Origin of the sequence: Maribacter huludaoensis, assembly GCF_029350945.1 — a bacterium.
In the GTDB taxonomy this organism is placed as follows: Bacteria; Bacteroidota; Bacteroidia; order Flavobacteriales; family Flavobacteriaceae; genus Maribacter; species Maribacter huludaoensis.
The window spans coordinates 164,197-185,855 of sequence record NZ_JARKMS010000006.1 but is presented as its reverse complement, the minus strand read 5'-3'; the positions used below and the strand labels follow the sequence as shown (position 1 = coordinate 185,855).

Sequence of the window (21,659 nt, the reverse complement as noted above, 5' to 3'; positions counted from 1 at the left end):
TATTTTAAAAAATGTTTTCATGAATTAAGAAATATGGAATACTTCATGAAATTTGTTCTTGAAGGTAGCATTCTTTCATTATTAGTTAATAGTTTTATAAGACAAACTACACAGCATTGAACCAAAAAATCATTGAATCATGAAAAAGATGTTTTATATAGCCTTACTAGCTATAACCATAGTCGCGTGCAAAAACCAAAAACCCACGGTTCAAGGCTATCAAGGTCAAGGTAAAAGTGCCATTGTATCTACCTTATCCAAACCTGTGCAAAAACAATGGAAGGGTATTTGGAGTTTTGAAAATGAAACTGTATTCTTTAGTAATGATTTTGAAAGTGGTAGATTAAACGGTATTACTTATGACGGCAACAATCACTATACCGCTTTAATTACCGCTGAAAATACACCTGTTAATGTAAGTCCTTGGTACGCTTTTAAGGTATGGTCCAATACCACAAAGACAATTACCCTAAAAATGACTTATCAAGATTCCAGAAGTAGATACTACCCTAAACTCAGTACTGACGGTATAAATTTTATTCCCTTGGACAGCGCAAATTTTACAGGAATAAACAAAGGAACGGGTAATTTTGGAATTAAAGCTGTACCGGAGATGATAGAAATTAAATTAAATATCGGCACAGCACCTATATTCATCACTGCCCAAGAACTATATGGTTCTACAAGGGTAAAAAAATGGATCGATTCCTTAGTTACCAAAGATTTTATTTCAACCTACGAAATTGGCAAAAGCAAAGAACAACGAGCAATGAATTTAATGCAAGTAGGTACTGGAGTGCATAAAAAAGCCGTTATGGTCATTTCTAGACAACACCCGCCAGAGGTTACCGGATTTCTGGCCATGAAATCATTTATTGAAACGCTGAGCGGAGATTCACCCAAAGCCCAAAAGTTTAGAGAAAACTATGAATTATTTGTTGTTCCCTTAATGAATCCTGATGGGGTAGATAATGGGCATTGGAGACACAACATGGGCGGAATTGATTTGAACAGAGATTGGCAAGATTTTAATCAACCTGAAACAAAAAGTGTTAGGGACTTTCTTGTAAAAAAAGAATCTGAGGGATACGAATTTGTGTTCGGTGCAGATTTTCATTCCACTTGGGATGATATCTACTACCCTATAGACACAACAATAACAGGAGACAAAGGTAAAATTGTATTTGACTGGATCAACAATATTACTAAAAGATTACCGCAAAAGCATACCAATGTAAAGCCATCAACAGAAATAAAACCGACGATGGTATCTAGAAATTACTTTTTTGCTAACCATAATATGCCGGCCATAGTTTTTGAATTAGGCGATAATACCCCTAGAGATTTTTTAAAAGAAAAAGGAAAGGTAGCAGCAGAAGAATTAATGGATTTGTTGGATAGTAATTAGTACAACACCTCAAGACAAGCCCATGAGGCATTCAAAAAAGACAAACTTTTAAATTCGATACAAGCCTCTGGCTATTATACCCTTTGGCGATGCCAATAAAATAAGAGCGAAACTAAAAACAAAAAAGCCTCATGGAGATTTTCATGAGGCTTTTTTTATATTTAATATTTCTATTTACTATAATGAACTTTATATCTCCAAAAGCTTATTCCGCCCAGCACTAAAACTCCTGCAACTAAATAATATATGAATGTTGGCGTAATAACCTGTGCACCACTAGCGTAACTATGAAGTCCCACTAAATAAAAGTTAACTCCAAAATAAGTCATCATAATACTACCAAAGGCAACCACACTCATAAAATTAAAAGTCCATTTACCCCTTAGACCTGGCACCAATCTGGTATGTATTACAAAAGCATATATCATAATTGAAATTAAGGCCCAAGTTTCTTTTGGATCCCAACCCCAATAACGCCCCCAACTTTCATTGGCCCATTGACCACCTAGAAAGTTACCAATGGTTAGCATAACCAGCCCTGTAGTCAATGCCAATTCGTTAATTATGGTCAATTCCTTAATATTGATTGTCATTCTAGCTTTATTTTTATTGGTCGTCAGTATCATCAAAATCAATGAAACCAAACCTAGAATCATGCCTACGGTCAATGGTCCATAACTACCTACAATAACGGCAACGTGTATCATTAACCAATAACTGTCCAGAACCGGCTGTAGGTTGGCAATAGATGGATCTATCCAGCTTTGATGCGCTATCCACAATAGCATAGAAGTAACAAATGCAGACGCCGCAAATGTCATATCACTTTTACGCCCTAAGGCCCAACCAATACCCATAGTTGCCCAAGCTACATATAGAATACTTTCATAGGCGTTACTCCAAGGTGCATGACCAGAAATATACCAACGCATGACCAGACCTGCAGTATGCCATAAAAATAGCAGCATTATTGTTCCTTTAAAGAAATATATTGCCACCCGCCATACAGAACGATCTTTAAATATTTGAAATATTAACGTGAAGAACATCAACAAACCAACAAGCGCATAAAAACGATACAACCTATTGAAAATGTTCAATTTATTATAGATCACCTCAAGATCTACTTTCTGTTGCGATGGTAAAACTTCACTACCATGATTAATTTGATTTTGATGAAAAGCAGCCAACAACTTATCTGCAGCGGTATAGTCTCCGCTTTGTTGCGCCTTCCCTAGTGTCATTAAATAATAAGGCATCGCATTTTTTACAAAATTAGAATATAGCGAATCTCTTATTTCGTACTGACCTCCTCTATATTCTACTGCTGATATCCATTTGTTATTTTCATCATCCAACAGCGGAAATATCTTAACAATGTCCTGTCCTAAAGCCTGATTCAGTAAACTCAAACGAATATTGGCATCTTTAAAATCTTGTTGAAATTTATTCGGATTATTGGTAGCTGTAGCTTCTCTTAAAAAAGGTTCTAATTTGTACTGTCCTTTTTTATCAAAGAAATCAGTTGCCTTAACGTATTGCTGACCAGAAGGTATACCTATAATTTTTCTAATACTATCATTTTGTGATTTCTTATCCAAGGCAATAAATTCGGTATTGTACCAAACCGCCGGATTCATCATCATTGATAATAATATTTGATCAGAGGTATATCCTAAATAAGAATCTTTTAGGCTTAGTTTACGAAGAAGTTCAGATGAAAATGTATTGATAGGCTTCATACGCCCACCTTCATCCTGTATAACCAGCTTACCAAACTTATCGGCATGGGCTTTACTAACCATACTGGCTTCAAGCAAAGAATCGATCTGCATTTTGCTAGGCACCTTTTGATGTCCCTCTTCTGGCGTATGCTGTTCTTGGGCAAAAGACGAAAATGAGAATGCCATTAAAACAGCTATAACCCCAAACATTTTTTTCTTCTTTACTTTTAGTTTATCCAAAGAATCCGCCAAATCTTTAAAGCGTGTTTTTCCAAAGAACATTATGCCCATTAAACCTATGTATAGAAGAAAATAACCAATATAGGTGATCCAGGTTCCCCAAAAATCATGATTTACGGACAACGTTGTCCCTTTTTCATCTGGATCAAAGCTCGATTGAAAAAAGCGATATCCCTGATGGTCCAAAACATGGTTCATAAAAATGTCATAATCAAAAGGACGCTCATCTTCAACAGTTACCTTACTCATGTATGATGAATACCCTTTCTCCGTTCCAGGATATTTTTCGGCAATAAAATCGTTCAATTTAATTCCAAAAGGCAATTCATGAACTTTTGAGCCATAACGAATAGAAAAATTGAGGCCGCCAACGTTTACTTTTTCACTAAAATCAGAAGGTCCTTTGTTACCTAATAACTTTATCTGCTTTGTTTCGCCATTTGCGGTAACATCAAAAACAATGGCATCTTGATCTATTTTCGTTTTCTCCGCATCCGGTATTTCTACAATACCATAAGAGCCTTGTGTTACAGAATCTGGAATTACAAACTGCATACCGGCAGTATTATAAAGAGAACGAAGTTGTAAAGGTTGCAAACTATCTTTCACCAAAAGTCCCTGAAATTGATCCGCCATACGCATAAAGTTACCATCAAAAGGTGCATAGATTTGGTAAACGGAATCTGTAGTCATTATATTAATGGCTCCGTCTGTTTTATTGTTCAATGCAAAAAGCACGTTGTGTATGCTAGCTACCTTACCATCTTCCAGATAATGATCATGACGCTCGCCATCACCAGCTTCAACGATTTTTAAAAATTTTGTCCCATTGGGATCTGGCAAAAGTCCCTGTTTTGCACCCTTAATAAATTCAACATAAGATATTTCAAAGTTTTCACCATTGAAATCGGTTTTCCAAGGAAGGTTAGATTTTATAGCTTCGGGAGTAACGATCAAATCATCTTCTAAAATCTTTCTTCTAGCTTCACCATCTATTTCGCCATCTACATAAACGGTTAAATATGTTTTATCGGAATAAAATACGTTCTCAGTCTTACCTTCACGAATGGGCATCATCCCTTCAAAACTGATGTAACGCGTAACGAATGCTCCTACAATGATCAATACCCAAGATAAATGTAGGACCAATACCGGCCATTTTTCCAACCTTAATAAACGATACCTACAAATATTCCCTAAAAAATTAATTACAAAAAATACCATGATTACTTCAAACCACCACGCATTATAGATCCAGATTCTTGCTGTCTCCGTGCTGTACCAGCTTTCTATAAAAGTACCGAACGCCATTGCAGTGGCGAATACGATAAATAAGATGGACATTAAACGTGTAGAAAAGAATATTTTTTTGAACATTTCCGTCATGGAAGAAAGGAGTTGATTTTCAAGATGCAAAAATAAGGCCTTTTCATCATTTACGAATACCTTTTACACCTTTTAAACTTCATTGAAACTGTTAATTTTAACACAACAAGACTTCTATAAACTTCGTACTTTTGTTAACATGATATCAGTAGTGATAGTTGGTACCGGCAATGTAGCCCAGAATCTATTTTATGCATTCCAAAAGTCTGCAAATGTAACCGTAAAACAGGTAATTGGCAGAAATAGAGAACATTTAGCATTTGTACGGAACAAAGCGCTCATAAGTACAGAATTTACACATGAAATTAACGCAGATGTATATATACTTGCCATATCTGATGATGCTATTGGTAGTGTTGCGGAATACTTTAAGAATATAGACACACTCTTGGTACATACCTCTGGTGCAACCCCACTTAAAGCTTTAAATTCTGTAAAAAAAATAGGTATATTTTACCCTTTACAAACCTTTACAAAAGGTAAAATTATTTCATTTGATGATATTCCTATATGCATAGAAGCAACCGATAAAAAAGATCTAGAGACATTAACAAAACTAGGTAATTTCCTTAGTAACAATGTCGTTGAAATAGATTCTGAACAACGAAAAACATTACATGTAGCGGCGGTATTCGTTAATAATTTCACCAATTATATGTATACCATTGGGTCTGACATTTGTGCAGAACATAATATTGATTTCTCCTTATTAAAGCCATTAATAAATGAAACAGCTGCAAAATTACAAACGCTAACGCCTTTACAAGCACAAACGGGACCTGCTAAACGCGGAGACCAAAAAACATTACACCATCATTTACAAATTATAAAAGACAAACACCAAAGGGAATTGTATACCCTCTTAAGCAACGCAATAAAAGAAAAACATGGAAAAGAGTTATAAAGAGTATTTAAAAGACATCACCACATTTATTTTTGATGTTGATGGGGTTTTTACTGACGGAAGTCTTTTAGTTACCAGCGAAGGAGAATTGTTACGCAAAATGAACGTTAAGGACGGTTATGCCTTAAAAGTTGCCCTAAAAAAAGGATATAATGTATGCATTATAACAGGAGGAACTAATGAAGGTGTTCGTATTCGGTTAAAAGCCCTTGGCGTTACGGATATATACATGGGTGCACATTACAAGATGGATGCTTTGGAAGAATATATAGGAATTAATCATATTGAACCAGAGAACATATTGTACATGGGCGATGATATACCAGATATTCCGCCAATGAAAGCGGTAGCTTTAGCTACATGTCCACAAAACGCAGTAGCCGAAGTAAAAAGTGTAAGCCAGTACATCTCTCACATTAATGGAGGCAATGGCTGTGTAAGGGACGTTATTGAACAAGTTTTAAAGGTTCGTGGAGATTGGACCAGCCACTTTAGTGCCGCAAACGATTAACAAATGTTAAAGAAGAAATTAAAGGATTACCATATAATATTAGCATCTGGCTCTCCAAGAAGGCATCAATTCTTTAAAGAAATGGAGCTAGATTTTGAGGTTAGGATTAAATCTGTGGATGAAATCTATCCAGCTGAATTAAAAGGAGCAGAAATATCAGATTACCTGGCAAAATTAAAGGCAGAAGTATTTTTACCCGAAATACAATCAAAAGATATTTTAATTACTTCAGATACGGTAGTTTGGCATAATAACGAATCTTTGGCAAAAGCAGAAGATAGTGCCGAGGCAGAAGAAATGCTCAAAAAGCTATCGGGAGATTGGCATCAAGTAATTTCATCTGTATGTTTCACCACAACTGAACGACAGATTATACAACATTCAATTACCGAAGTTAAGTTCAAAAGTTTATCAGAAGAAGAAATTCGTCATTATATAAAAGAATATCAACCTTACGATAAGGCTGGTGCATACGGCATTCAAGAATGGATCGGGCTTATTGGTATAGAAGAAATTAAGGGCTCCTATACCAACGTTGTTGGCTTACCCACCCAGCTGGTCTATACAACATTGGCCCAATTGGTGACAGAACAATTATAAAACCCATTGATGTATGAAACTATTAAGATTAAATACGGCATTTTACAGCATTTTATCACTAGTTCTATTAGTAACCAGCTGCAAGGATAAACCCGATGCCAATAGTAACGTTTTGGCAATGGCCAACATGGGCACTGCGGCAATAACCCCAAAAAAACAGCTTTCCCAAGAATTTAAAGACTATTGGTATAATGGTACCGCAGAAATCACCTCATATAAACTAGAACAAGCTAGATATGGTGAAATGAGAGAAGGTACAGCTGTGATGATATATGTTACCGAACCTTTTTTGCCAGATGCACAGGTAAAAGCTGATAATAACAACAAAAGTAATATTCCTGTTTTAAAACTTAATTCTACTAAAAACTATATCACAGGCATTTACCCCTACTCTATAATGACAAGCAGTTTTTATCCAGTACATGATAATCAACATGCTCTTAAATTATCTTTTTCATCTCAAGAATGGTGTGGTCATGTTTACGCACAGTTGAACAATAAAGATGATTTTGAAATTATGAGTCATTCTTATTTTGAATCTGAAGGTGACCAACAGTATCATTTAGATAAAGCGACACTTGAAAACGAGATATGGAACAAAGTCAGGATCAACCCTTCTGATCTACCAATTGGGGAAATTTCAATAATACCCTCTTTAGAATTTATACGACTTACCCATAAAGAATTTAGGGCGTACAAAGCAATTACCTCATTATCAACGGTTAACGGCATAAGCACCTATGAAATCACTTATCCAAAATTAGAACGTACTTTAAAAATCAATTTTCAAAACGAGTTTCCGTACTTAATAGAAAGCTGGACGGATACTTTTTATGACGGATTTGGAAATAACAAAAAGAAATTAACTTCAAAAGCAACAAGAATTAACAGGATTACAACACCCTATTGGCAGCAGAAATCGAATAAGGATTTATCTTTGCGGGATAGTTTAGGGTTATAGCATATGAAAGAGTTTATTAATGAACATTACAATGAGCTGATATATAGTCTCATTATCCTATTGGTTATCTTAGTCTTAAAATTCCTGTTTACGACCGCGGTTAAAAAAGTCAGTAAAATCAGTGATTTTAACCCTGTTCGAACCAATTTGATCATTAAGTTCATAAACATTGCACTAACCATTATAGCAATAGTAGCATTAACATTGGTCTGGAGTGTAAATTATCAAGACCTGGGTGTTATGTTGTCTTCTGTATTTGCTGTAATTGGTGTGGCACTTTTTGCGCAATGGTCAATTTTAAGCAATATAACCGCAGGTGTTATTTTATTCTTTTCATTTCCATTTAAAATAGGTAACACCATTCGTATTTTAGATAAAGAATTACTTGACCCTAACAATACAGATTTAGATCAATTTGTTATAGAGGACATTAGAGCATTTCACTTACACCTAAGAAGAAGCAATGGTGAAATTTTAACATACCCCAATAACCTTGTACTTCAAAAAGGTGTAATTCTAATTTCTACCTATCAACAGGGAGAATTTTTGAATATGGAAGAAGAGGAAGAGCAGATCATATGATTTTGTTAAAGAAGTTGTAAAAACAAGTTTGCATAGCTGGTAATCTTGTTATATTTGAAACTACTACCAAAAACCAACTTGAAATGCGATATATATTAGGTTTTTTAACCTGTAGTTTTTTTATACTTAATACCCTCCAAGCCCAAAGCAATAAAAATAGTTCTACAACTGACATTTACCATTCTATTGAAAAATTAAATTTCTTGGGCACGGCACTTTACATTGCAGCACACCCAGATGATGAAAACACTCGATTAATTGCATATTTAGCTAATAATGTAAAGGCTAGAACCGCTTACCTTTCTTTAACCAGAGGCGATGGGGGCCAAAATTTAATTGGACCTGAATTACGTGAACTTTTAGGAGTATTAAGAACCCAAGAATTATTGGCGGCAAGAAGAGTTGATGGTGGCGAGCAGTTTTTTAGTCGTGCAAATGACTTCGGCTATTCCAAACAGCCTATTGAAACTCTTAAAATTTGGGACAAGGAAGCCATTCTTGGTGATGTCGTAAGGACCATACGCAAGTTTAAACCAGATGTCATCATTAATAGATTTGACCACAGAACCCCTGGTACCACACATGGGCATCATACTTCGTCTGCCATGCTAAGTTATGAAGCCTTTGATCTTGCCAATGATCCAAATGCATATGCCCAGCAATTATCTTCAACAAGTACCTGGCAACCAAAAAGATTATTCTTTAATACTTCTTGGTGGTTTTATGGTAGCCAAGAAAAATTTAAAGCGGCGGACAAAACGAATCTGCTTCATATGGATGTAGGCACCTACTATCCTATTCTAGGTAAGTCTAACAATGAAATTTCCTCATTGGCCAGCAGCCAACATTTGTGCCAAGGATTTGGAAGGTTAAGCTCAAGAGGCTCTGAAGATGAATATATAGAATTATTAAAGGGCGATTTGCCAAAAGACAAAACCAATCTTTTTGATGGTATTGATACAACATGGTCTAGAATTGAAGGCGGTAAAGAAATTGGGGATATCCTATATGCTATAGAAGATAACTTCAATTTTAAGGACCCAACGGTACACTTGCCCAATTTACTTAAAGCCTATCAATTACTGCAGAATGTTTCAAACGATCATTGGAAGGAATTGAAAATTGCCGAATTAACAGATATTATTTCAGCGATATCAGGATTTCACTTAGAGGCTTACACCAAAACGGGCTACACCAATCCTGGAGAGGAAGTTACCATAGAAATACAGGCACTTAATAGAAGTAACATTAACGTTGAGCTAAAATCCGTTCTAATAAACAAGCAGAGCACCAACATTGAAAGTATAGCTTTGAACAATAATGAAATGTTCTCTAAAGAAATTGATTTTTTCGTCCCGGACTCCACAAATTTTACAAGTCCTTATTGGTTAATGGAAAAAGGAACATTGGGCACCTATACCGTAGAGAATACTAATTTAATAGGGAAACCAGAAACCCCCAGGGCGTTCAACGCAATATTTAATTTGAATATAAACGGAGTAGCATTTCCTGTTTCAAAACCTGTTGTATATAAGTATGCAAAACCCGATAAAGGTGAGATTTATCAGCCGTTTGAAGTCATCCCAGAAGCAACGGCAAGTTTTGCAGACAAAGTCTTGATTTTTGCAAATGCATCTCAAAAGAGAATACCAGTTACCATTAAAGCTCACAAGGACAATGTTTCAGGAACCGTAGAATTAAAATATGGTACAGGTTGGCAAGTAGACCAAAAATCGCAAACGTTCTCTATTGCTAAAAAAGGTGACGAACAAACGGTTAGCTTTATTCTAAGTCCGCCTGCTACAGAAAATGAAAGTTACATCTCCCCTATCATTAAATTGAACGGGAAAGAGATAAGCAAAGAACTTATAACGATAGCGTACGATCACGTGCCAACACAAACCGTATTGTTACCTGCAGAAGCTAAGGTAGTACGATTAAATATAGAAAAAGCAGGAGAAAATATTGGCTACATTATGGGTGCAGGGGATGCCGTACCTACCAGTTTAGAGCAAATAGGTTATAACGTTCAATTAATAGACCCTGCAACAATTACTAAAGAATCTTTACAAAAGTACGATGCAATCGTTTTAGGTATACGCGCCTATAACGTAGTTGAGGAACTTAAATTTAAGCAAAAATTTATCCTAGATTATATAAAAAACGGTGGTAACGTAGTCGTACAATATAACACGGCAAGTAGATGGGGCGCTCAATTTGAAAATATAGCGCCATATGAGTTAGAAATATCCAGGGACCGTGTTACCGATGAAAACTCTGATGTAAAAATTATTTCAAGAGATAATTCACTTGTACAATTTCCAAATGAAATTAAGGAGAGTGATTTTAACGGCTGGGTTCAAGAACGCGGTTTGTATTTCCCCAATAAATGGAGCGAAGAATTCACCCCTATTTTAGAAATGCACGATGAAGGAGAAGAATCCACAAAAGGTAGTCTTTTAATTGCCCCGTATGGAAAGGGAAACTATATTTATACCGGACTCAGCTTTTTTAGGGAATTGCCAGCAGGTGTTCCAGGAGCATATAAGCTATTCTCCAATATGTTATCCGTTGGAAAAGATAAAGTTGAAACGAAAGCCAAAATTAAAGGATGAGTAAAAATCGGGATGAAAATAGAACTTGGAAAAAAGAGTATAGCATAGTTTTATTGCTTAATCTTATATATGTTCTAGTCTTCTATTACGTAATGACTTCATTTAATTAACATGGAAGGATTAGATTGGATTATTCTTGCCGGTACACTTCTCTTTATAGTAGCCTATGGAGTTTGGAAAACCAAAGGAAGTAAAAACGTAGATGATTACGTTCGTGGCGGTAATGATTCTAAATGGTGGACGATCGGCTTATCAGTTATGGCTACGCAGGCCAGTGCAATTACCTTTTTATCCACTCCAGGCCAGGCATTTCATGACGGTATGGGTTTTGTACAGTTCTACTTTGGACTTCCATTGGCCATGATTATCATTTGTATGGTGTTTATTCCGTTATACCATAAAATGAAGGTATATACCGCCTATGAATTTTTAGAAGGCAGGTTTGACCTTAAAACTCGTTCATTAGCCGCTATTTTATTTCTGATACAAAGAGGATTGGCTGCGGGTATCACAATTTTTGCACCCTCCATTATACTATCCGCTGTGCTGGGTTGGGATTTACGAACCTTAAACATAATAATTGGCACCTTGGTGATTATATATACTGTTTCAGGTGGTACAAAGGCTGTTAGCGTAACCCAAAAACAGCAGATGTTCATTATTATGACCGGTATGTTCATTACATTCTTTTTTATACTAGGCTATCTACCTTCGGACATTACCTTTAGTAAAGCAATGAAAATTGCAGGCGCCAGTAACAAGCTAGAAATATTGAACTTTGACCTGGACACCTCTAGCCGATATACCTTTTGGAGCGGAATTACTGGTGGCCTATTCTTGTTCTTGGCATATTTTGGTACTGATCAGAGTCAGGTACAACGCTATCTATCAGGTAAATCTATAAGAGAAAGTCAATTGGGGCTTATTTTCAACGCAGTACTTAAAATACCCATGCAATTTTTTATACTCTTGGTAGGTGTTATGGTGTTCGTGTTTTATCAGTACAATCCGTCACCACTAAATTTTAACCCCTCTGCTACACAAGCCGTAATGGAGTCTAATTACGCAGATGACTACAAATTGTTACAAGAAGGACAAATTGCACTGGAAGCGGAGAAAAGAATTGCTCAAAATAAATTCTCGGCGGCCTTGGAGATAAAAGAATTTACAGCTGTAGAAGAAGCAAAAAAACAGATTATACGAATAAATAAAAAAGACAGTACCAACCGTATTGCCGCTAAATCTTTGATCAAACAGGCTAACGATACTGTTGAGACCAATGACAAAGATTACGTTTTCATACATTTTATACTTCACAACTTACCCACAGGGCTTGTCGGGTTATTGTTGGCGGTAATATTATCTGCAGCAATGTCATCGACCGCATCTGAGCTTAATGCACTGGGCACCATAACAGCATTGGATTTATATAAAAGAAATAGAAAAACAGAAAACCTGTCCGAAGAACATTATGTTAAGGCGTCCAAGGTATTTACGTTGATCTGGGGAATTATTGCCATACTAATTGCTTGTGTGGCCAATCTATTTGATAATCTAATACAGTTAGTAAATATTATAGGCAGTATCTTCTACGGCAATGTACTGGGTATATTCCTAATTGCTTTTTTCTTTAAGTTCATAAAGGGAAATGCTGTTTTTTTCGCAGCTGTGGTTACGCAGGTAATCATTTGTATTATTTATTATTACTTAATTCACATCTACCCTTCTGGTCAAGAGAAGTTAGGGTACCTATGGCTTAACTTTTTTGGTGCAGCCTTGGTCATTATCATATCATTTATATTTGAAGCTTTTGACCGTATGTTAAAAAAACCATTGACAACCAACTAAGAATAACTCACAACCATTAATGATACATAAAGAAATTAAATCCTATTTTACGGAAAATTACAACAGCCAGCCCATACTTATAAAAGCTCCCGGACGTATTAATTTAATTGGTGAACATACAGATTACAACGAAGGGTTGGTATTACCGGCATCTATTGAAAAAGGGATTTACTTTGCTGTATCGGGCAATGACAATAATAATATTCAAATTGAAACTTTTTTAACCCAACCAGAAAAAATAGTTTTTCAATTAAGTGGCGAACATGAAAAGTTCACATCTTTTTGGGGAAACTATTTTAAAGCAATTATAGAAATACTTATTGCAAAAAAATACCCGTTAAAAGGAATGGATTGTGTTTTTGGTGGAGATATACCTATTGGATCCGGCCTCTCCTCCTCTGCTGCACTCTGTTGCGGATTTATTTACGCAATTACCAAAGTATCGGACAAAGAGATTTCAAGAGAGGATATTGCTTTAATAGCACAAGAGGCAGAACATAAAATTGGCCTTAACTGCGGTTTGATGGATCAATATGCCGTGCTCTTCGGCAAAAAAGGAAATGCCTTCTTCTTAGATTGTAAAGATTTAAGCCATAGTTATATTCCTATTAATTTAGATGGCTACAGTTGGGTACTGGTGAATTCTAATATCAAGCATAATTTGGCCGTTGATTCTGAATATAACAAAAGGCGCGTTTCTTGCGAAAACATTGTAAAGGAAGTTCAAAAGAACAGACCGGAAATAACATCTTTAAGAGATGTAACCTTACAAGATTTAGTTACCGTTAAAAATGACGTTAGCAGCATAGATGCGCAACGAGCCAAATATGTAATTGAAGAAAATAACAGGGTTCGCAAAATGATGAACGTACTAACAGAAGGTAATGCTTATGCTGTTGGAGATGTACTAAAAGAAGGGCATTGGGCAATGTCTAAACAATATGAGATTACTACCGCTGAACTGGATGCCTTGGTAAAAATTGGTGAAAACCTAGAAGGGGTCGTAGGTTCCAGAATGATGGGAGGCGGATTTGGTGGTTGCACCATTAACCTCATGAAAACAGAAAATTTAGATTTTAATATAAAATCTATGCTAGAACAGTATAAGGATCAAACGGATATTGATGCGGAATATTACCATTTAGCAATTGATGACGGTGTAAAGGTCTTTGAATAAAAAATGTAAAGATTATAGTATAAAAAAAAGTCCGTGTTCTTCAACACGGACTTTTTAATTTTACAAATTGTAATTTATTTTGAACTCCATTCTTTTATAGAATCATTGTTCATTTTTATATAATCATTGTTACCGGCCGCAGTAGCACCCGCCAATGATTTTTTAGCTACTTCAATAGCACCTTTTTTATCGCCCGCTTTTGCTAAAATCAAAGACTGTTGTCTTAGCTGCCAAAATGCCGGCTTTTCTGTCATGGACATAGCTTTGTTCATCCATTCTTTAGCTTTGTTGATGTCTTTACCCTCACTTGAATAGTACACGGCAGCAGCGTAATAATCACCAGCCGATGGACCGTTCAAAGCTTTATCGATACTGCTCATTACAGTAGTGTCCGTATCAACTGTAAAAGGAATAGCTACATAAGTATTTTCCCAAATGATACCAATATTTGCACCATTACTTTTTACATCGTCAATAGTAATCGTAAAAGTTTCAACCGGCATTTCCATTTTGTAGACCGGCACAGTTAACTGTGCAACGACCTTGTTATCTTCCCAGTTACTAGGTGTACCACCGCCAACGGTATCAGTATACACAAATACTTCCCAATTAGAAGCTCCTGGCTTAGTGAATATAGAATATGTACCAGCTTTTACCTCTTTTCCTCCTATGGTTACATCAGAGTCAAAAGTTACCAAAGTATATCCATTAGCTCCTGTTCTCCATAATTTATCAAAAGGCACTAGGTCGCCAAAAATCTTTCTACCTCTCATAGAAGGTCTAGAATAGTCAATACTTACCTCTGTCAAACCTACGGTCTGCATAATTTTTGCCGCTGGACTAGGAGCAGGTGTATTTATTTGTGCCTCAACAGTTAAGGAAGCAACAATTGCCAATAAAAAGAGTACTACTTTGTTCATGATTTTTTTACTAATTAGTTATAACGCAAAACTAATTATAAAGGAGAGTTAGAACTGTTAACAATTTCTTAAATGCTAGTAAACAGCAAAAGAAGTGGCCACTACACCATCTTCCAAAAACATGGCCAAATAATAAATTGATGTTTCTAATTGATGAGATATTATTCCACTCTTATCAATTTCGCCGGTATTTTGCCAAACCTCTTTACCTGACAAATCGTAGATTGCTTGCCCATAAACTGTTTTATCCGTGGCAATGGAGTAATAATATTGGCTAGAAGAATTATCCCTATATATGATCAGTTCACCATCTTGACCCATATTTTCAGGTAATAAAGAATCATCCGGTTCATCTGTATTCTCTTCTTCTTCAGAATTTTCGGGACTTTCAGGATTTACCGGTTCTTCTGGCCCTGTGACCGGTATCTGAAAAGAAAATAATCGTGAAGGTGATTCAATAGTAGGGGTTTGCCTGGTATAATACTCCGAAGAAAATAAATAATTGCCTGTTTCGCTCTGTGTCAGCCCTTCCGCTTGAATAAAATTCAAACCTAAATCTTGTTGTTTGTATCCTTCAAAGACATCATTAAAGTCTAAATTTTCTACAATACCTATGAATGGGCTCAATATAGATGAATACCCAAGTACTACCAATCTATTGGTTTCAGCATTGAAAGTAGCATCGGTCACTAAACCAACATTTTTAATATCTCCTATTCTACGTGCTATATACGTTCCAGGAAATTTTGAAAACTCATAAGCAACCGATCCTAATGATTGCCATTGCTTTGTTAAGACAACTACCTTATCATCGATAATAAAAAATGCTTCTGCATCCCAATCACTATTTCCATTGTTTTCAAAATCTTGTTGATCTTCGTAAGAAAAGTTTATCGTGGTGGCAGATACGGTATTTGAACTTAAATAATCTTGTTTAGAGATTATATGAACAGCTAAATTGGTTCTTGAACCCACATTATTACCAAAATCACCTATATAGATAAAATCTTCATCTTGCGATAATGATTCCCAATCAACATTGGTCACATTATTGACAACAACTCTTCTTTGAACGGATAATGTTAATGTATCCAATTCAAAAAGTACGGCTTCGTTACCGGAATCATTGTGCGTAATTAAATTACCGTTAAAATATAATAATCCAGATGTTTCAAATACCTCATTGGGCAGTTCCCCTACTGTTTGCAGGTTCTCTTGCGCAGCTAATGAAGCTGTAGACAAGAAAACAAGAATTACAATCAATTGTTGAACAAAGAATTTCATAGTTACAAAGTAAACTAGAATAATATTAATGAACTGTATTTAAAAGACCTGAATACAATTTAATCGATAAAGTTAATTTTTAAACTTTTAAAAAAGCGTTATTAAATTTGTTTAACTATTTTTGAATTAAGTTAGACATGTATTTGTCAAAACTTTCAACATCGCATTTATGAAGTTATATCAATTACATTCTAAACAAGCACTGCCGATTACCAAAGAAGTTGCTTGGAAATTTTTATCGGACCCAGCAAATTTAAAAGTAATAACCCCGGAACACATGGGCTTTAATATACTTGATGGAGCGGATAGAGAAATGTTTCCTGGTCAAATTATTCAGTATAAAGTATCACCATTTCCAGGGTATACTACTAAATGGGTAACGGAAATTACACATGTAGATCATGGAAATTATTTTGTAGATGAACAAAGGTTTGGTCCTTACGCATTGTGGCATCATAAACACTTTATAAAAGAAATTGAGGAAGGTGTTAAAATGGAAGATATTATAGATTACAAAATCCCCTTCGGAATATTGGGACAAATAGCGCATCCATTAATTGTAAAAAAACAATTGACGGAAATTTTTAAATTCCGAGAGCAAAAACTAAAGGAATTATTTGGTGTGGTAGACTCCATTCCAAATCAACTACAACTAAAATCATTTTAAATGAAAAATATATTATTGATCGGTGGTTCTCATGGTATTGGACTATCAATAGTTAAAGAATTACAAGAAACCCATAAATTATTTGTAGCATCACGTACGGTAGAAGACCTACAGCACAAAAATATTACGCATATACCATTTGATGTTACTACGGACGTTTTAGATACATCGGTCTTACCGGAAAAATTAGACGGATTTGTGTATTGCCCTGGAAGCATAAATCTTAAACCATTTAAAATGATGTCTTTAGATACCATACAAACAGATATGGAATTAAATTTCTTTTCTATGGTAAGAGTGGTTAAAGAAATCATTTCAAAAATGAACGACGGCGCAAGTATGGTATTTTTCAGTACTATTGCAGTTGGTACCGGTATGCCCTTTCATACAAGTGTTTCAGCAGCTAAAGGAGCAATTGAGGGTTTTGCTAAATCATTGGCGGCGGAATATGCACCTAAGCTTAGAATCAATGTCGTAGCACCTTCTTTGGTAGACACGCCTTTGGCTAAAAGACTTTTGAACAATGATAAAAAACGAGAGATGATGAATGAGCGCCACCCCTTAAAAAGAGTAGGTAATGCAGAAGATATTGCAAATGCAGCCATTTTCCTTCTAGGCGATAAAAGCACTTGGATGACAGGGCAGGTAATTGGTGTAGATGGGGGATTATCAACTTTAAACATTAATTAAATGTCAAAAAAAGTATCTATTTTTTGGTTTAGAAGGGATTTAAGATTGGACGATAATGTTGGTTTTCTTGAAGCTTTGAAAGGAGATCATCCCGTATTGCCTATTTTCATTTTTGACAAAAAAATTCTTTCCAAATTACCAAAAGACGATGCAAGGCTTACGTTCATATATGAGACATTACAGCATATGCGAAATCAGCTACAAGAACAGAACGAAAGCTCATTGGCAATGTTTTATGGCGAACCTTTAGATGTAATTAAAAAAATAACTGAGGAGTATTACGTAAAGTCCATTTATACGAATAGAGATTACGAACCTTATGCAAAAGAGCGCGATGAATCAATAGCTTCTTTTTTATCCAAAAAAGATATTTCCTTTAAAACATTTAAAGATCAAGTAATTTTTGAAAAGTCTGAAATTGTAAAGGGAGATGGAGAACCTTATGTAGTTTACACTCCATATAAAAATAAATGGCAGGAACAGTTTAATGAGGATGAGGATTTAAAGATTCATTATACCAATCAATATTTATCTAACCTGATAAAAAATTCGCGTTTACCAAATCTATCACTAAGTGATATTGGCTTTGAAAAGTCAAAAATAGAAGTTCCTGATTTTGATGTTACTCCTACCCTAATCGATAATTATGAAGACACGAGAAATTTTCCCGCAAAAGAGAACGGAACATCTCGTTTAGGCCCTCATTTAAGATTTGGCACCGTGTCTGTTCGTAAAATGATGAAAAAGGCTATCGCCGAAGATAATAAGGTATTTTGGAGCGAATTGATATGGCGAGAATTTTTTATGAGTATTCTTTTTCACTTTCCCCATACCGTAGACAATGCTTTCCGGTCAAAATACGACCGCATAGAGTGGAGAAATAATGAGGATGAATTTGAAAAATGGAAAAATGGGGAAACCGGCTATCTCTTGGTAGATGCAGGTATGCGCCAGTTAAATGAAACAGGATACATGCACAATAGGGTTCGTATGTTGGTAGCAAGCTTTCTTTGCAAGCATCTACTCATTGATTGGCGCTGGGGAGAAACTTATTTTGCCGAGAAATTATTGGATTATGAATTAAGCTCCAATGTTGGAAACTGGCAATGGGCCGCAGGTAGCGGTGTTGATGCCGCCCCATATTTTAGAATATTTAATCCTATGACCCAAGTAGACAAGTTTGATAAAAGTAAAAAATACATTAAGGAATGGATACCGGAATATGGCACGGATAAGTATGTGAAAAAAATGGTAGACCATAAAATGGCCAGAGAGAGATGTTTAGAAACATATAAGGCAGCAGTTAGCTAAACTACTTTGCCAACTGTCTGTTTAATTCTTGTTGATCAACTACTCTCCGTTTTAGAATGTTGATATAACGTAATGCATCCTTATTTTCATAATCTGTATAGGCTTTAGAAGCATATTCTATGGCCTTATTTAAATCACCGTTAATTTCGTTGCTAATAGCCAGATTGTAATATGCCCTACCGGCAATCTTATTTTTGGTATTGGTTAAATCTGCATTCCACAATTCCGCGGCGCCCTCCCAATCACCAGCTTTTGCACGTCTATCTGCAATTTCTAAATTTTCACTACCCCTAATAAAATAATTTCTGGCAATCCTTATTTTTTCGGGCCTAGTATTCAATGCGTAATTGGCACCTAACTTAGTACTAGAACTTAATACTGCCTCTTTTCTACCTACTACAGCTTCAAATGCCTTTATAGGATTAACACCTTCGCCCACTGAAAAAAAATTGTTGTTAGATACATACTTGTCTAAAACCCTTCTATTAGCAGGATCGTATATTCTCCATCCATTTTTAATAGCTGTATTAAGCTCAATTCTATGACCAGGAACATTAGCTTCAATTCCAAAATTGTTTGGTATTGTAACCGTCGTCAGTTCATAGTTCGCAGAAGTATCGGTATCATAATATTCTAAAGAAAATAATATGTCAACACCATTTTCATTACAAATACGATCTACGACATCCCAAGAAATCTCAGCAGGAAAAACACTTAACCCTTTTTCTATATCTTTTTGATTCTCAATAACTTTAACAGTATTAAATCTGTTGCCCCTTTCCAATTCATATTTAAGTCCAGAAACAGCATTTTTAGCGCCTTCTTTATCTAAATTAAGTCCTTCTAAAGACAAAATATTGTCAATATCATCCAATATCTTATTGTTTTCAGAAGCACCACTTCTATTAACGATTCCTACGTTAACAACATCATTTGGTATAGAAATTTGAGCAGGCTGCGTAATACCCATGGTCATTCTGTTGGTAGAGCTACACGCGATAACCGAAAATAATGCCGTGAACAAAAACAATTTAAAAGCAATACGATTCATAATTCGATATTTTTTTTTAAAAACCAAGGGTTTGATTAATAACGAATTTTATGACCTTAAATTATATAATTAATCACTATAGGTTAGATAAATATTTAAATTGACAAAATAGAAATGAAAAGATCAGAAACTGCCATATACACGTATTGGGAGTTCTTAGAACTTGATCAATTACGCCATTTTATTTGGTATATTTACTAAGGCTTTAATAGGTTTTGTACCAATGGTAAGAATTGAATTTAGAATAACCAAAACTACTGTGATGAAAAAAACAATTTTAATGGTGCTATGCATTTGCATTAGTGCATCGGTCTTTTCCCAAAAAATGAGTAAGGACAAAAATCTTATAATCTCTTCTGTAGAAAAGCATAAAGAAGAACTTATAAAAATCAGCGATTCTATTTGGGCACTTGCCGAAACTGCATTTGATGAAAATGAATCTTCAAGAATTTTAGCCGATTACGCAGAAAAAAACGGAATGACCGTTACACGAGGTGTAGCCGATATACCTACTGCATTCACTGCAACATACGGATCAGGAAGTCCCGTTATCAGTATCTTAGGTGAGTTTGATGCCCTACCGGGAATATCCCAAAAAGCATCGCCAATTAAAGAACCTTTCAAAGAAGGAGCCGCAGGTCATGGTTGCGGACACAATATGTTCGGTACGGCAAGTTTAGGATCTGCAATTGCAATTAAAGAGTTAATGGATGCGGGGAAGATTAAAGGTACAGTAAAATTTTTGGGTACGCCTGCCGAAGAAAAGTACTTTGCAAAAGTATGGATGGTAAAAGCCGGACTTTGGGATGATGTCGATGTTAATATAAGCTGGCACCCTGGCGCAGGAATAGAAGCAGACGTACAAAGCGGTCTGTCTCTCATTGATTTTGTGGTTGAATTTTATGGGCAAGCCGCACATGCCTCCATGGACCCATGGAACGGCCGTAGCGCATCAGATGCTTTAGAACTGTACACTACAGGTATCAACTACTACAGAGAGCATATTTTACCAAGTTCCAGAATTCATTATCATATACAGGACGGTGGCCAAGTGGTAAACGTTGTACCAGATTATGCCAAGCTATGGGTAAGAGTAAGAGACCCTAAAAGATCAAAAATGTTGCCTACATATGAGCGTGTAAAGGCAATGGCAGAAGGCGCTGCTATTATGGCAAACGTGGATTATAAAATTTCTTTGGTTTCTGGTATTTATGAAACATTGGTAAACCGCTCTGGTGGAGAAATAATGCAGAACAATTTAGAATTATTAGGTCCAATAACTTACACAGAGGAAGAAACTGTTTTTGGAAAAGCGATTCAAAAAGCTACCGGCAAACCAGAAGTTGGTTTTGACGGTACTGTACATCCGTTAAGGGAAACGCTAGAAAACCCCGGTGGGGGATCTACAGATGTAGGAGATGTTAGTTGGAACGTACCAAATATTAATCTAAGTGTTTCAGTTGCACCCACGGGTACACCTTGGCATTCATGGGCAGTTGTAGCCTGTGGAGGAATGTCAATTGGCCATAAAGGAATGATCCATGCCTCTAAAGCAATGGGTATGACCATGCTAGATTTATTTCAAAACCCTAAATTAGTGACCAAGGTAAAAGAAGAGTTTAAAACCCGCAAAGGAGACGAGGTTTATGAACCTATGATAGACGGACCTCCACCATTGAATGGAGAATAAAAAATTAGCACAGAAGCCAGAATCCTTGCATTATAAGATAAATTAATAAAAAAGACTGCCGCCAAATAAGGTTTGTTTGTAATAAATACC

At 35.7% G+C, this 21,659-nt stretch carries 17 protein-coding genes; 13 read left to right on the top strand and 4 right to left on the bottom strand.

The features are described 5' to 3' along the window. Positions 1-139 precede the first annotated feature (139 nt). Positions 140-1,408: a M14 family metallopeptidase gene (locus PXC01_RS16255; RefSeq protein WP_276473338.1), complete on the top strand. Its 1,269-nt coding sequence runs from the start codon at positions 140-142 to the stop codon at positions 1,406-1,408. Between the two features lie 170 nt (positions 1,409-1,578). On the opposite strand, the gene PXC01_RS16250 is transcribed toward PXC01_RS16255, so the two are convergent. After that, positions 1,579-4,758, bottom strand: a complete 3,180-nt coding sequence (locus PXC01_RS16250; protein ID WP_276473425.1) for a cytochrome c biogenesis protein — start codon at positions 4,756-4,758, stop codon at positions 1,579-1,581. A 139-nt stretch (positions 4,759-4,897) separates the two neighbouring features. On the opposite strand from PXC01_RS16250, the gene PXC01_RS16245 reads away from it, so the two are divergent. The 8 genes from PXC01_RS16245 (at position 4,898) to galK (ending at position 13,956) form a co-directional block, all read left to right on the top strand. Continuing rightward, the gene (locus PXC01_RS16245) at positions 4,898-5,662 is read left to right on the top strand and encodes a Rossmann-like and DUF2520 domain-containing protein (protein ID WP_276473337.1); all 765 of its coding nucleotides are present in this window, start codon (positions 4,898-4,900) and stop codon (positions 5,660-5,662) included. Continuing rightward, positions 5,646-6,173 (top strand): KdsC family phosphatase, encoded by a 528-nt coding sequence (locus PXC01_RS16240; RefSeq protein ID WP_276473336.1) that lies wholly within the window; start codon positions 5,646-5,648, stop codon positions 6,171-6,173. The genes PXC01_RS16245 and PXC01_RS16240 overlap by 17 nt, the downstream gene beginning before the upstream one ends. Before the next feature lie 3 nt (positions 6,174-6,176). Then, positions 6,177-6,773, top strand: coding sequence for a Maf family nucleotide pyrophosphatase (locus tag PXC01_RS16235; protein ID WP_276473335.1), 597 nt, complete (start codon positions 6,177-6,179; stop codon positions 6,771-6,773). 13 nt (positions 6,774-6,786) lie between these two features. Then, positions 6,787-7,734, top strand: coding sequence for a septum formation inhibitor Maf (locus tag PXC01_RS16230; RefSeq protein ID WP_276473334.1), 948 nt, complete (start codon positions 6,787-6,789; stop codon positions 7,732-7,734). Positions 7,735-7,737: 3 nt separating this feature from the next. Next, complete coding sequence (locus tag PXC01_RS16225; RefSeq protein WP_276473333.1) at positions 7,738-8,316, top strand: mechanosensitive ion channel domain-containing protein; 579 nt, start codon at positions 7,738-7,740, stop codon at positions 8,314-8,316. Between the two features lie 83 nt (positions 8,317-8,399). Beyond that, complete coding sequence (locus PXC01_RS16220; RefSeq protein ID WP_276473332.1) at positions 8,400-10,931, top strand: PIG-L family deacetylase; 2,532 nt, start codon at positions 8,400-8,402, stop codon at positions 10,929-10,931. 111 nt (positions 10,932-11,042) lie between these two features. Then, complete coding sequence (locus tag PXC01_RS16215; protein ID WP_276473331.1) at positions 11,043-12,779, top strand: sodium:solute symporter family protein; 1,737 nt, start codon at positions 11,043-11,045, stop codon at positions 12,777-12,779. 19 nt (positions 12,780-12,798) lie between these two features. After that, positions 12,799-13,956 (top strand): galactokinase, encoded by a 1,158-nt coding sequence (galK, locus tag PXC01_RS16210; protein WP_276473330.1) that lies wholly within the window; start codon positions 12,799-12,801, stop codon positions 13,954-13,956. 74 nt (positions 13,957-14,030) lie between these two features. On the opposite strand, the gene PXC01_RS16205 is transcribed toward galK, so the two are convergent. Further along, positions 14,031-14,876, bottom strand: a complete 846-nt coding sequence (locus PXC01_RS16205; RefSeq protein ID WP_276473329.1) for a DUF2911 domain-containing protein — start codon at positions 14,874-14,876, stop codon at positions 14,031-14,033. Between the two features lie 75 nt (positions 14,877-14,951). Beyond that, complete coding sequence (locus PXC01_RS16200) at positions 14,952-16,160, bottom strand: hypothetical protein (RefSeq protein ID WP_276473328.1); 1,209 nt, start codon at positions 16,158-16,160, stop codon at positions 14,952-14,954. A 169-nt stretch (positions 16,161-16,329) separates the two neighbouring features. Here PXC01_RS16200 and PXC01_RS16195 point away from each other — a divergent pair, with 169 nt between their 5' ends. The 3 genes from PXC01_RS16195 to PXC01_RS16185 are packed head-to-tail and all read left to right on the top strand — an operon-like array spanning position 16,330 to position 18,828. Continuing rightward, a complete protein-coding gene (locus PXC01_RS16195; protein WP_276473327.1) occupies positions 16,330-16,827 on the top strand; it encodes an SRPBCC family protein in 498 nt (165 codons plus the stop codon). Next, positions 16,828-17,517: an SDR family NAD(P)-dependent oxidoreductase gene (locus PXC01_RS16190; RefSeq protein WP_276473326.1), complete on the top strand. Its 690-nt coding sequence runs from the start codon at positions 16,828-16,830 to the stop codon at positions 17,515-17,517. Further along, a complete protein-coding gene (locus PXC01_RS16185) occupies positions 17,518-18,828 on the top strand; it encodes a cryptochrome/photolyase family protein (protein WP_276473325.1) in 1,311 nt (436 codons plus the stop codon). Position 18,829: 1 nt separating this feature from the next. On the opposite strand, the gene PXC01_RS16180 is transcribed toward PXC01_RS16185, so the two are convergent. Then, complete coding sequence (locus PXC01_RS16180; RefSeq protein ID WP_276473324.1) at positions 18,830-19,879, bottom strand: DUF6340 family protein; 1,050 nt, start codon at positions 19,877-19,879, stop codon at positions 18,830-18,832. Positions 19,880-20,141: 262 nt separating this feature from the next. On the opposite strand from PXC01_RS16180, the gene PXC01_RS16175 reads away from it, so the two are divergent. Beyond that, on the top strand, positions 20,142-21,569 hold the full coding sequence (locus PXC01_RS16175; protein ID WP_276473323.1) for an amidohydrolase: 1,428 nt from the start codon (positions 20,142-20,144) through the stop codon (positions 21,567-21,569). The last annotated feature ends 90 nt before the right edge of the window (positions 21,570-21,659 follow it).